Raw genomic sequence first — 12,382 nt, 5'->3', positions numbered from 1 at the left:
CGCCGAAGCGGCGCGGCAAAGCATGGAGGACATGAAAATTCCAATCGTCGAACGTCAAGGGGCCGGCGCGCGAAGCGGCCGGCGGCGATGGGCGTCAGACGATGGAGGGAGGGCCAGTCTTGAAAGGCGGCGGAGCGGCCAGGCCCAAGCCGGGCCGCTGATGGGCGACCAGAAGGTCGATCTGCCAGAGGGTGGTGAAGGCTTCAGCGCGAGCCAGGGTCAGGCTGGGAACCGGCAATGGCGTGACGGCGCCGGCGAAGACGCAGCCATGATCGCGATTGGCCTTGCCGTCAGCCGGCTTGGGCGCGCCTTGATCGTTCTGGACAGCGCCGCTGGCGTCGACCGCCAAGGTCTTGGCGCCTTGGGCCGTACAGATGACGATGGCGGGCAGACCGCCCTGCCCGTGGGCCGGCGCGACCATGTAGCCCGCCGGGATCAGGACCCGCACGGCGATCGCGCAGACCGTCAGCAGCGCGCCAAGGCGCGCCTGCATCCGAGTCAATCGTGACCACCCCAGTCCCATGGGCGCTCGCCTACGCCCAACCAAGGTTCCTGTCCAGTCGGAGGCCGTGGGCCAATCGCGGCCGCCCGTCGATCAGCGCCGTCGCGACAACGGATGAGGCAGCCAAGGGCCAAGGTCGAAGCCGTCGCCCGCCTGCGGAACTCAAAAGTCACATGCTGTGGGCGCCAGGTTATGGACACGCATGGTGATCGCCATGGCGGCGGCGCCAATTGAGGATGTGGGCCGTGGCCAGGATGACCCCGCCGATCACCGTCAGCGGACGCTCCCACCCGGCCGACGGAACTTCAAGGGCGCCGGCCAGCATCAAGCCAAGGCCCAGGGCCGCCAGGCCGACGAGCGCCCAGGCGTGCGGCCGAAGCGTTCGCCAGTCCATGAGCGCCATCAACGCGATCGGCGCCGCAGCGCAAATGAACACCACATGCACCCATTCGGCATGGGCCCACACGCCCAGGAACGGCAGGACCAGGGCCAGAACCGGCAGGGCCAGGCAATGGACCAGGCACAGGGCCGACAGGCCGATCGCCGAGGCGTCCATGGCGCGCGCCAGGGTCATTTTCATCGCAGGCCTTCCTTCCAGTTGAAGACATCGGCCGTCGCCCTGGACCTCGCGAAGCCCGGCGAACGATCCAATAGGCGGCCTCATCGGGTTTCAGGGCTTCAGTCGAACAGGCTGCTCGTCTCGAAGGCGTCCGGCAGGGTCACAGCGGCTCGCAAAAAAAATAAACCCACCGGGGTCCCTCGCCCGGCTCGCCCTCTCCAAAGGCTTGCGGCGGGGCGAACCGGTAGAGGACCAGCAGCCATTCGGCGTCCTCTAGGCTGAGCCCCATGACCGACGCCACCCAGGCCGGGCTCGGCTCCCCGTCATCGGGCAGGACGCCAGCGCTGGCGGCTAGTCCCATGACGGGAAAGGGTCCGGGAGCTTGCTCCAGGCCTTGGGTCCGAAGCCGAACTGCAGGTCCGACAGCAGGCAATCGTCGAAACCGCGCGTCAGCGCCTCGTGGTCCATGTCCTGACCGATCAGGACGATCTCCTGGCGCCGATCGCCGTGCTTGGGCTTCCAGACCTTCTCGATCGCACCCCGCCACGCCGGGTCGTCGGGCCATTGCTCGCGCGGCGCGGTGGCCCACCAGCGACCGTGGGGCCCGCACTGGGTGACCAAGCCGGCCTGGCTCCAGCCGCCGACCCGATCGTATCGCGTGGCCAGCCAGAAAAAGCCCTTGGAGCGGATCACCCCGGGCCATTCCCTGTCCATCCACGCCTTGAGCTTCTCCGGATGGAACGGCTTGGCCGCGCGGTAGACGAAGTGACCTATGCCGTATTCCTCGGTCTCGGGCAGGACCTCGCCCATCAGGGCCTTTTGCCAGCCTGCCGCGCCCTGGGCGCGCTCATAGCTGAACAGGCCGGTGTCGAGGACGGCGTCCAGCGCCACCGCGCCCTGCTCGGCGTCTATGATCCGCGCCTCCGGATTGAACGTGGCGATGATCCCGCGCAACCGGCCAAGGTCCTCAGTCGAGACCAGGTCCGTCTTGTTCAGCACGATGACGTCGGCGAACTCGACCTGTTCGACCAGCAGGTCCACGACCGCGCGATCATCGCCCTGCCCCGCCGTCTCGCCGCGATCGGCCAGTCGGTCGCGCGAGGCGTAGTCGCGCAGAAAGTTGAAGGCGTCGACGACCGTGACCATGGTGTCCAGCCGCGCTACGTCCGATAGGCTCTGGTCGGCCTCGTCGCGAAAGTCGAAGGTCGCCGCCACCGGCATCGGCTCGGAGACACCCGTGGACTCGATCAGCAGGTAGTCGAAGCGCCGCTCGGCGGCCAGGCGGCGAACCTCGGCCAGAAGGTCCTCGCGCAGAGTGCAGCAGATGCAGCCGTTGGACATCTCCACCAGCGTCTCATCCGTGCGCGACAGGTCGGCCCGTCCTTCGGCGATGAGCGTGGCGTCGATGTTGACCTCGCTCATGTCGTTGACGATCACCGCGACCTTCTTGCCGTCGCGGTTGCCCAGCACGTGGTTCAGCAAGGTGGTCTTGCCCGCACCCAGGAACCCCGACAGCACGGTGACCGGCAGGCGCCTATCGATCCGTTCGGGACGCGGCGCGGTTGGAACCTCGATCATCGGGACACCTAAAATGTTATATTATAACATTTATACTCGGCGCCGCCGCTCTCAGCAAGAGTTATTGTTATAATATAACACACCTGCTTAACCCGCCAGGTCCCGCCGCGCGGCGTCTCGGCGCCCTCCCCCGCATCGATCATCGTCTGTTGCTCGTGTTCGGCGGCGGCCGGCAAGCGTGACCTTGCAGGGTTGGGTCTCGCCCGGCCGCCAGGGCCGGTCACGCCGAGCGATCGACGCACGCGGATCTTCCAGCTCGAAAGGCGAAGGCGGCGTCACGAGCCGGCCGGTTGGCGAACCCGTGACGCCTGTCTCGTCAGAACTTGGCGCTGAGCACCAGACGAATGTCGCGACCAGGCATCACGACTTCGTCCTTGTTGAGCGCCGTGGCGTTGCGGATCGTCTCGTCGGCGAGGTTATGGCCGACCAGCATCAGGGCGATCCCCGGCTTGGCCTTGAAGGGCTTCCAGCGCACCTGGGCGTCCACCGAGGTGTAGCCGTCGGTCGCCAGATCGGCGACGCCAACATGATCCTGCTCGGAGACCGCCAAGATCAGGAAGGAGGCGTCGACCGTGCCGTTGTCCCACTCCAGACCACCGCCGAAGCGGCCAGGCTGGATGCGGGGCACGTTACCGGCGCCGCCGCTGAACTCGGCCCGAACATAGTCGCCCAGGACCTGGCCCGACAGCTTGCCGCCGCCCATCGACGCCAGAGGGAAGAAGGCCTTGGCCTCAACGCCCCAGAACTTGGCGTCCTGCTGGCCGTAGTTGAGCTCCTTCAGCTCGCCAGCGCCGTCGACTTCGCAAACGCCGTCCTCGTCGCACATCCGACCGGTCAGGCCGCCAAAGATGTAATTGTCGAACCGTGCGCCCCAAACCGAGGCCTCGATCCGGCCCTCGTTGCCGATCTTGTAGCGCGCCGTCGCCTCCAGCGAATTGGCGCGCTCGATCTTCAGGTTCGGATCGCCGGTCTCGAACGTCAGCGGACCATCATGCGGGCCGATGGCGAAGAGCTCGGTCTGGGCCGGCGCGCGCGCGGCCGAGGCGGCGGTCAGACCAAGCCGCAGGGCGTCGGACGCCTGATAGGTGAAGCCGGCCGAGACGCTGAGCGGCGTGTATTTCTTACGGGTCTCGACGCCGGAGGCCGGCGTGCCGTCGATCTGGACATGCTCCACGCGCGCCGCGCCCTGGAATTGAAGGGGACCGATCGGCGCCTCGACGAAGGCGAAGCCGGCGGTGCTGACGGTATGGGTCGGCAGCAGATAGTCGGCGCCTTCGCCCAGGGCGCTGAACTTGCGATCCTGGAACTGCACGCCCAAGGCCGATGCCGACAGGAAGCCGGTCTGACCAAACAGCGCCTCGGCGCGGCCATCCCACTCCTTGTTGTTGAAGGTCGACAGCGCCTCGCCCGTGGCCGGATCGATCTCGCTGTGGGTGTAGTCGGCATAGCCGGCGTCGACGTTGAGGCGCTGCAGCACCCCGTCGCCGAACTTGAACGAGCCGCCGAACGCGCCCTTGTCCTGCTTCATGTTGATGAAGGTGTCTTCGGCGGGGATGCCGTAGCGGGCCTTGTAGTGCGTGCCGCTGGCGCCGACGCGGCTGTCGTCGCCGAAGAAATAGGACGCGCCGCCCGAATAGCCGTTGCCGTGGAACCACGAGTTGGACTGCTCGCCCTCGGGGGTGTCGTAGTCGCTGGAACGGCGACCGAAGCCGTCGAAGTGCACGGCGAACGGACCCTGCCCCGCATCGACGCTGAGCGTGCCCTCGCCGGTCTTGGCGCTGGAACCGTAGGCGGCCGTGGCTTCGCCGCCGATCCCGTCGATAGGCTTCATCGGGATGCGGTTGTTGATGACGTTGACGACGCCGCCGATCGCCTGGCTGCCATAGCGCAGGGTGGCCGCGCCACGCACCACTTCGATATCCTGGGCCGCCAGCGGGTCGATCGGCACGCCATGGTCGGGGCCGACGTCCGAGACGTCCGAGCTGGACAGGCCGTTCTCAGCCAGCTTGACGCGCTGGGCGTCCATGCCGCGGATCACTGGGCGACTAGCGCCGGCCGCGAAGCCCGTGCCAGCCACGCCGGGGACGTTGCGCAGGGCGTCGGCCAGGCTGGCGCCGCCATTGGCGAGCACCTGATCGCGATTGACCTGCTCGACGATCGTGGCGAAACGGTCCGGATCACCGCTGAGCGGCGAGGCGGTAATGACCACCTCCGACACCGAATGGCCCAGGTCCTGGGCCTGGGCGCTTACGCCCCACGCCAGCACGACCCCGGCGCTGGACGCCGTCAACAACATCGAACGCAGCCGCATGTGGCTTCTCCCAAAAAAAGCGAACCACAGCCCAGTATGTTATAGCATAACATTAGCCAAGCGAGATTGTTGGCGCGGCGCGAAGATCGAACGAGTGATGCATTTGGATCACGGAACTGATGCGCTCCGCCTCATCGATCAGACGATCGCGGATCGCCACGGCGCGTCCGCGGCAAAAGGGTTCTTCATCTCACCCTCTCCTGCGGCGCGCGTTGGCCGCCGCCCCGGCCCAGACACCCGCTGTTAGAACCAGCAGCGCCAGCAGCGCCAGCAGCGGACATTGAGCCATCGCCAGAAAGCGGACGTTCAATGGCCCTCCCGAACGAGACGCCTCTTTTGGGCGCCCCTCAACTCAAACGACCACCACCTCGGCATGGGAGAAGGCCTCTTGGAACGCCGGGGCCAGCGGCGCGTCAGTGATCAAGATGTCCACGTCCTTGATCGACGCGGTGTGCACCAGGCCGATCCGCCCGAACTTTCCCTGGTCGACGGCTAGCAGGACGCGGCTGGCCGTGGCGTACGCGATGCGGCTCATGATCGCCTCGCTGGGAGAGTGATCCATCAGGCCGTGCTCTGCATGCACGGCGCCCACGGTCAGGATCGACAGGCTGGGCCGGAAGCCGCTGACGAAGTCCTGGGCATGTCTGTCCGAGAACGACTGGTAGGCGGTGTTCATCTCGCCGCCGGCCAGGAACAGCGTATGACCCCGGTCCTTGCGGATCGCATGGGCCACCGCCAGAGAATTGGTGATGATCTTCAGCTGGCGATGCTCGCCCAGCGCCTTGGCCACGAAGCAGGAGGTCGAGCCGCTGTCGAGGAACAAGGTGTCGCCGTCCGAGACGAACCGGGTCACGGCCTCTGCGATGCGGGTTTTGGCGGCGATGTTGGTCTGCATGCGCAGATCGAAAGGGCCTTCGATCTCCTGAGGCGGCAGGCGGACGGCGCCGTGCAGTCGTATGATCGCGCCGGACTCCTCCATCACGCGCAGTTCGCGGCGGATCGTCTCCTCCGACACCGACAGCGCCTTGGCGATGTCGGCGATGGCGCGTGTCTGGTTGGGTTGCAGCAGGTTCAGTATGTCGCGCTGACGATCGTACCGCTTCAGCATCATCGATCCGTTGTTGTCGGTAGACGGCTTGCAAGTCGCCGACCCTGGTCGCGGGACATTATGACCTGAGTCCCGGTTCAGGAAGGACGTCCCCCGGCCGCGAGGGGAAAGACCGCGGCCGGGGCACGCGCGCGTCGCTAGAAGGCGACGCGCAACTGGAGCCGCGCGTAACGCGGGGTCTGGTAGTCGACCGGCTTGCGGAAGTTGACGTCCGCGACGCCGCTGCCGCCCACGTCGCCGAACTCGTGATAGGCCGTCACCGCGTGCGAGTTGAACAGGTTGAAGACGTCCAGTCGCAGCGAGGCGTCGAAACGGTCGTCCGGAGTCGGCAGGCTCAGCACGGCGCTGGCGTTGAACTGGGTCAGCCAATCACCCTCGAACGCCGAACCGCGCTCCACCACCTTGCCCTGGCAGTAGAAGCCGTACCCCTGGTAGCCGTAGGCGGTGGCGTCGACCGCCTTGGGTACGATGCCCATGCAGCTGTACTTGCGCGGCGACTGAACCAAGCCGTTGCCGCCGAGGGTCAGCCACTTGTTGACCTGGTAGCTGCCGTAGCCCTTGAACGTGTGGGCGCGGTGGTTGGGCAGATAGCCGTCGGCGCCGTTCAGGAAGCCCGGCGAGTCGAAGTCGGCGGTCGTGTTGATCGCCGTCTGGCCGTTCTCCGAGCGCACGCCGCCCTCGTAGTTCCCTTTCAGGCTAGCCCAGGTGTACGAGCCCGACACAGACCACTTGCCGTCGAAGGCGCGGTCGAAGGTAGCGGTCAGAGCGTTGTAGTCGCGCTTGGGCTTGGGATAGGTCAGGTCCGCAGACGACAGCGTCACGACGGGCTTTGTCCCGTCCGGCAGGCTGTTGAGGCGGATCGTGACGTCCTCACCCGGGTTGACGATCACCCACTGGCGGCCGCCGCCGAAGCTGGACTGGCACTGGGCCGCCGTAAAGCCGGCCTTCACGCAGTAGGCGCGCGCGCCGGTGTCGATGGCGACGTCCTCGACGATGCTGTTCAGCTCGCGGTGCGTGAAGTAGGCGCCCACTTTGATCAGGTCGCCGAAGCGGCGCTCGTAGCCCACAACGAATTCGTCGGCCGACTGGGGCTTGAGATTGTGGGCGATCGACTCGGCGGTGTCGGCCACCAAGCCCGAAGCCGAGACCAGGCAGTTCGACACGCTGGTGTCCGGACAAGCCGTGACGCCGTTGGCCGTGGTGATCGCCGCGCCGATGCTCGGTTCACCATTGGCGCCGACGCCGTCCAGACGATTGTAGCGGGTGTAGGTGACCAGCGAACCGGCGAACTTCAGCGACAGATCGCTGGGCAGCGGCAGGTAGTAGCGGCCGAAGAAGCCGTACAGCTTGGACTTGCCGTCGCCGAAGGGGTCGCCGGACACCGACAGGCGCGGCGCCCACTGGTCGCCCGGATCGTAGAAGGTCGAGCCGTCGGCGTTACGGTTGTCGAAGCGGTCGTTGCGCACGCCGGCCTCGACCTGCAGGCGATCGCCGAACAGTGACCACTGGTCCTGGGCATAGAAGGCCTGGTTGACGGTGCTGAAGCTGCCGCTGTTGCGATAGACGCGGGTCGTCACATACTCGACGCCGGCCGGCAGGTTGCTCTGGTCCGAACCGGTCGAACGATACAGCTTGAAGGCGCCCCGGCCGATCGTCTCGAAGAACTGGGTGGCCGTGTTTTCCTCGTGGTCGTAGCCGACCCGCAGGTGGTGGGCGCCAAGCAGGTCGAAATTGAAGTCGGCGTCGGTGCGATAGAACGTCCGCTTGTCGTCGTTGAACGACTGGGCGTCGGTGACCTTGTTCAGGCCGATATTGACGCCCGCGGTGTCGGTTCGATAGTCGACCACCTGCTCGTGAGTGGTGTCCAACGGCAACTGGCCGTCGCGGAACCGGTTGACGCCGTAGGCGGCCGACAGGGTGAACCAGGGCGTGAAGGTGCCGGTGTAGCGGCCGATATAGTTCTCGCCGCCCGAGCGCTGGTTGGTGCCGCCCGTCTCCGCCCCGGCCGTCTTGGTCGCGCGGTCATAGTTCAGACTGCGGTTACGCACGTCCTTGGTGCTGTCGAAATAGGTGAACTCCAGGTGCTGCCTGGAGGTCAGCCAGCCGTCCAGCTTGCCGCCCCAGAACGGCGCGTCATCGTTGACGCGCGTGGCGTTGGAACCGGTGGCCTGGGGCGTGAAGCTGTTGAGCTTGCGCTGGTTGTAGAGGCCGTAGAAGAACAGGCGATCTTTGATGATCGGTCCGCCCAACTCGGCCACCCATTCCTCGCGGCTGGATGTGGAGTCCTCGAAATTGTTCTTGAACGTGTTGGGCGCGTTGTCACGCAGGTCGCCCGGCTCCCAGGTCGCGGTCACACCGCCGTGGAATTCGTTGCTGCCCGACTTGGTGATGGCGTTGACGAAGCCGCCGGTCGAGCGGCCGAACTCGGCGGGATAACCACCGGTCTTCACCTCCACCGACTTGTAGAAGTCGAACGGCACCTCGACGGGCAACAGGCCCATCCGGAAGTTGGTGATATTCAGGCCGTTCACGAAAAAGGCGTTCTCGATGAAGCTGGCGCCCGAGATTGAGATCTGGTTGGCGAAGGACCCGTTGGCCGACGACGAGCCCTGGACGACGCCCGGCGACATCAGGGCGATGTCGCGCAATGAGCGACCGACCGGCACGCGTTCGGCCAGTTCGCCGATCTCGATGGCCGCGCCCGTGGTGGTGATCTCGAAGTCCGGCGTACGGGTGCGGCCGGCCTTGACCTCGATGGCCTCGACCGAGCCGACCGGCGCGAGGGTGAACAGGTTCGACGCGCCCGAACGGCTGATCAGCACGCCGCTTTCAGTATAGGCGTCGAAGCCGTCGGCCGTCACCGACACCGCATAGGCGCCTGGCGCCAGTTGCGGGATCACATAGGCGCCGCTGGTGCTGGTCACGGCCGAGCGCTTCACGCCCAGGGTTTCCGACGTGATCCGAACCACCGCCCCGACGATCGGCTTGCCGTCGGCCGCCTGCACGCGACCCGAAGCCTGCACATTGGTATAGTCCTCGGCCGCCGCCGGCGCCGTCATCAGCGCGACCGCCGGAATGCTTGTGCTGACCAAGGCCAGCGCGCGTAGCGCCATAACGCCGCGCCAGCGACGTCCGGCTGCTGTTTGATGCCTCACACCGAACTCTCCCAGAGAAATTGTGTCCAACGAGCGTCCGCGCGCCGCCATCGCGGCCGCCCCCTCGCCGTCAACTCCCTTAAGCCGGTTATGTGGATATTACGTGACATTTGTTGTTTTTACGTGGTTGTCACGAGAACTTCGTTTGCATTGTGTGGGGATTTTGGACGAAACCACCGCGAAATCCACACAGAAGCTCACCAGCGTGGGGCGCACCGTCTTCCGCGTGAGTTTCATCAGGGTGTTTTGGACTTCCGCCAGACAGACCTGCGAACGTCGTCAAGAAGGAACGCCCGCGTGACCAAGACCTCTCTGCCGATCGCAATGCTCTGGGCGGCGATCACCTGCGGCTGCGCCGGCGTCGCCATGGCCGCGCCGGCGCCCACCGTCGCGAACGCGCCCTATTTCGCGCAAGTCGACGTGCGTCGGGACGCCCGATCCGACGGCAAGACGATCGCGGGGACCGTGTTCGACGACGCCAACCGCAATGGCCGATTGGACGCGGGTGAACTGGGCGTGCCGGGCGCCAAGGTCTCGAACGGTCGCGAAGTGGTCCTGACCGGTCCCGAAGGCGGATACCGTCTGCCGGTCCGCCGCGACATGGCCGTGTTCGTGATCCAGCCCAGCGGCTGGCGCGTGCCCACGGACAGCCGCTGGATTCCGCAGTTCGCCTACCAGCACAAGCCGGCGGGCTCGCCCAAGGCGCTGCGCTACGGCGGCCTGCCGCCGACCGGCCCCCTGCCCTCGGCGATCAACTTCCCGATCATCCCCGGCGACGCCAGCGCGCGCTTCGAGTGCGCCGTGCTGGGCGACGTCCAGCCGGCCTCCAACATCGAGGTCGGCTATGTGCGCGACTCCATGGTCCGCGAGCTGCTGAACGCCAAGACCAAGCCCGCGTGCCTGCTTGCGTTGGGCGACATCGTCAGCGACGACCTGAACCTGATCCCCCGCACCGCCGAGGTGATGGGCGCGGTCGGCGTTCCGCAATGGTGGGTGCAGGGCAATCACGACTATGACCACGACGCCGATCACGACATCGACAGCTCCGACACCTGGCGCCGCCTGTACGGCCCGAACAACTACGCCTTCGAGATGGGCCAGGCGGTGTTCATCGTCCTGGACAACGTCTCGTTCCCCTGCGGCGAGGATCCGCGCGAGGCGCGCGAGCGGCCATTCTGCAAGCAGTACTGGAAAACCTACAACGGCCGCCTGCTGCCCGATCAGATGGCCTTCATCGCCAACGTGCTGAAGGCGACCGATCCGAGCAAACTGGTGGTGTTCGCTGCCCACATCCCGTTCGTGGGCTTCGACAACAGCGAGTCCCAGCCGCACCAAACCGACAATCTGGGCGAGCTCTACGCCCTGGTGAAAGGTCGCCCGGCCCTGTCGCTGACGGGCCACAGCCACACGCTTGAAAACATGGCGGCGGGCGACTCGATGGCGGGCTGGAAATCTACGGTCGGCGTCTCGACCATCCCCTTCCGCCATCTGGTGGCCGGCGCGGTGGCCGGCGACTGGTGGGGCGGCGACTATGACATCGACGGCACGCCCATGAGCCTGCAGGGCGACGGTTCGCCGCGCGGCTATGTCGATTTCGCGGTGAACGGCGCCGACTACACGCTGGACTACCGCGCCAGCGGACTGCCTGCCGAGCGCGCCATGTGGCTGTCGGTCAGCACGCCGCGCTTCCGCGACTGGGCCGACAAGATCTTCGCTTGGCGCGACGCGCCGGAGGAGACCCGCGATCCGGTGCCGCCGCTCAGCGTCCAGGATCTGCCGGACGTGAAGATGCTGAACCAGGCGGACCTTGACGGCCAGAGCTGGATCACCGCCGACGTCTGGATGGGCGACAGCACGACCAAGGTCATGGTCTCGATCGACGGCGCGGCGCAGGCGCCCATGACGCGCACCCAGGAGATGCACGGCGAAGGGGTCCGGAGCGGATCCGCCTATTCCGACCCCTTCACCCTGCAGCGTCAGTTGACCATGGCGCGCACGGCGATCCAGAGCCGTTCCGGCGATACGGAAACCCAGGGGTACGTCCAGGGCCGCCAGAAGCGCCTGCCGCCGATGCCGCCACAGCCGCGCGGCTCGCGCGCCGACCATTCGCCGCACATCTGGCGCTACGACCTGCCCGCCAGTCTGCCCGAGGGTCTGCATACGGCCGTCGTCACGGTCGCCCGCGACCAGGGCGAGCCGGCCCGCGACACCCTGGTGTTCGAAGTCCGCCATGCCGCTTTGAAGCCCACCTTCGACTTCGACCACTGGAACAAGTTCAAAAACCAGTAGCTGGAGCCGAAATGTCGCCGGACCAGGGCGCTGGGCCTTGATTGTCACAAATCATCGCTAACACCCTGGTCGCATGACCTTGGCCACCCACGAGCGGGCGATCTGGCTGGCGCGCCATGCGTTGCCGCACGAGCCAGGCCTGCGCGTGTGGCTCTCCCGCCGGCCGCTGGCCGGGCTGGAGATCGACGACATCGTCCAGGAGACCTACGCGATCCTGGCGGCCCTGGAGCGGGTGGACCACATCCAGACCCCGCGCACCTACATGTTCGAGGTCGCCAAGTCGGTGGTGCTGCGCGATCTGCGCCGCAGCCGCATCGTCGCCTTCGAGGCCCTGGCCGAGGCCGAGGGCCTGGAGCCGCCCAGCACCGAGCCCTCGCCCGAGACCGTGGCCGCCGACCGCCAGGAGCTGGGCCGCATCGCCGCCCTGATCGCCGGCCTGCCGGCCAAGTGCCGCGAGGCCTTCACCCTGCGCAAGGTGCATGGCTTGTCGCAGCGCGAGGTCGCCCGGCGGATGGGCGTTTCGGAGAACACTGTCGAGAAGCACGTCGGAAAAGGCATCAGCGTGCTGATGAACGCATTGGGACGTGGCGGAAACCGACGCTTCCAGGCATCTAGGACCCGTGACGTCGAGGACCCGAGCCAAGTTGACCACGATCCGAGAAAGCAGCGCCGAAATTGACGCCGCCGCGGCCGCCTGGGCCGCGCGCGTCGATCGAGGGCCATTGTCGGACGAGGATCAGGCCGCTCTCGAGGCTTGGGCGGCGAAGGATCCGCGCCGGGCGGGCGCCTACGCCAAGGCCCTAGCCGTCAGCGCCCATCTCGACCGCGCCCAAGGCCTGGGCGCCGATTTCGCGCCCGCCGCCCATCCCACGGCGAAGGC

Annotated in this window: 9 protein-coding genes; 3 read left to right on the top strand and 6 right to left on the bottom strand. The window is 66.7% G+C overall.

All coding sequences use genetic code 11. From position 1 onward, the window contains the following. Window positions 1-94 precede the first annotated feature (94 nt). The 6 genes from WAL33_RS03200 to WAL33_RS03175 form a co-directional block, all read right to left on the bottom strand. Window positions 95-493 (bottom strand): hypothetical protein, encoded by a 399-nt coding sequence (locus tag WAL33_RS03200; protein WP_422178413.1) that lies wholly within the window; start codon window positions 491-493, stop codon window positions 95-97. Window positions 494-692: 199 nt separating this feature from the next. Then, window positions 693-1,082, bottom strand: coding sequence for a MerC domain-containing protein (locus WAL33_RS03195; protein ID WP_422178412.1), 390 nt, complete (start codon window positions 1,080-1,082; stop codon window positions 693-695). A 330-nt stretch (window positions 1,083-1,412) separates the two neighbouring features. Further along, entirely contained in the window at window positions 1,413-2,639 is a 1,227-nt protein-coding gene (gene zigA, locus WAL33_RS03190; RefSeq protein WP_422178410.1) for a zinc metallochaperone GTPase ZigA, read from the bottom strand. Between the two features lie 316 nt (window positions 2,640-2,955). Then, window positions 2,956-4,950, bottom strand: coding sequence for a TonB-dependent receptor (locus WAL33_RS03185; protein WP_422178408.1), 1,995 nt, complete (start codon window positions 4,948-4,950; stop codon window positions 2,956-2,958). A 352-nt stretch (window positions 4,951-5,302) separates the two neighbouring features. After that, a complete protein-coding gene (locus tag WAL33_RS03180; protein ID WP_422178406.1) occupies window positions 5,303-6,058 on the bottom strand; it encodes a DeoR/GlpR family DNA-binding transcription regulator in 756 nt (251 codons plus the stop codon). A 137-nt stretch (window positions 6,059-6,195) separates the two neighbouring features. After that, window positions 6,196-9,171: a TonB-dependent receptor gene (locus WAL33_RS03175; protein WP_422178404.1), complete on the bottom strand. Its 2,976-nt coding sequence runs from the start codon at window positions 9,169-9,171 to the stop codon at window positions 6,196-6,198. Window positions 9,172-9,510: 339 nt separating this feature from the next. Between WAL33_RS03175 and WAL33_RS03170 the strand changes: the two genes are divergently transcribed. From WAL33_RS03170 to WAL33_RS03160, 3 genes are all read left to right on the top strand, one after another. After that, the gene (locus WAL33_RS03170; protein WP_422178402.1) at window positions 9,511-11,502 is read left to right on the top strand and encodes a calcineurin-like phosphoesterase C-terminal domain-containing protein; all 1,992 of its coding nucleotides are present in this window, start codon (window positions 9,511-9,513) and stop codon (window positions 11,500-11,502) included. Between the two features lie 73 nt (window positions 11,503-11,575). Beyond that, a complete protein-coding gene (locus tag WAL33_RS03165) occupies window positions 11,576-12,181 on the top strand; it encodes an RNA polymerase sigma factor (protein WP_422178400.1) in 606 nt (201 codons plus the stop codon). Then, window positions 12,147-12,382: DUF4880 domain-containing protein (locus WAL33_RS03160; RefSeq protein WP_422178398.1), on the top strand; the 236-nt coding region annotated here is incomplete at its 3' end. The genes WAL33_RS03165 and WAL33_RS03160, both read left to right, overlap by 35 nt.

This window comes from Caulobacter sp. (assembly GCF_049283275.1).
In the GTDB taxonomy this organism is placed as follows: Bacteria; Pseudomonadota; Alphaproteobacteria; order Caulobacterales; family Caulobacteraceae; genus Caulobacter.
Note: the sequence above shows the minus strand (reverse complement) of the source record. Positions and strands in the feature narration are given on the sequence as shown.

Coding starts and splice junctions, on each gene's coding strand:
- zigA (WP_422178410.1), bottom strand. CDS start 2,639: ATGATCGAGGTTCCAACCGCGCCGCGTCCCGAACGGATCGATAGGCGC.
- WAL33_RS03180 (WP_422178406.1), bottom strand. CDS start 6,058: ATGCTGAAGCGGTACGATCGTCAGCGCGACATACTGAACCTGCTGCAA.
- WAL33_RS03175 (WP_422178404.1), bottom strand. CDS start 9,171: ATGGCGCTACGCGCGCTGGCCTTGGTCAGCACAAGCATTCCGGCGGTC.
- WAL33_RS03165 (WP_422178400.1), top strand. CDS start 11,576: ATGACCTTGGCCACCCACGAGCGGGCGATCTGGCTGGCGCGCCATGCG.
- WAL33_RS03185 (WP_422178408.1), bottom strand. CDS start 4,950: ATGCGGCTGCGTTCGATGTTGTTGACGGCGTCCAGCGCCGGGGTCGTG.
- WAL33_RS03195 (WP_422178412.1), bottom strand. CDS start 1,082: ATGAAAATGACCCTGGCGCGCGCCATGGACGCCTCGGCGATCGGCCTG.
- WAL33_RS03200 (WP_422178413.1), bottom strand. CDS start 493: ATGCAGGCGCGCCTTGGCGCGCTGCTGACGGTCTGCGCGATCGCCGTG.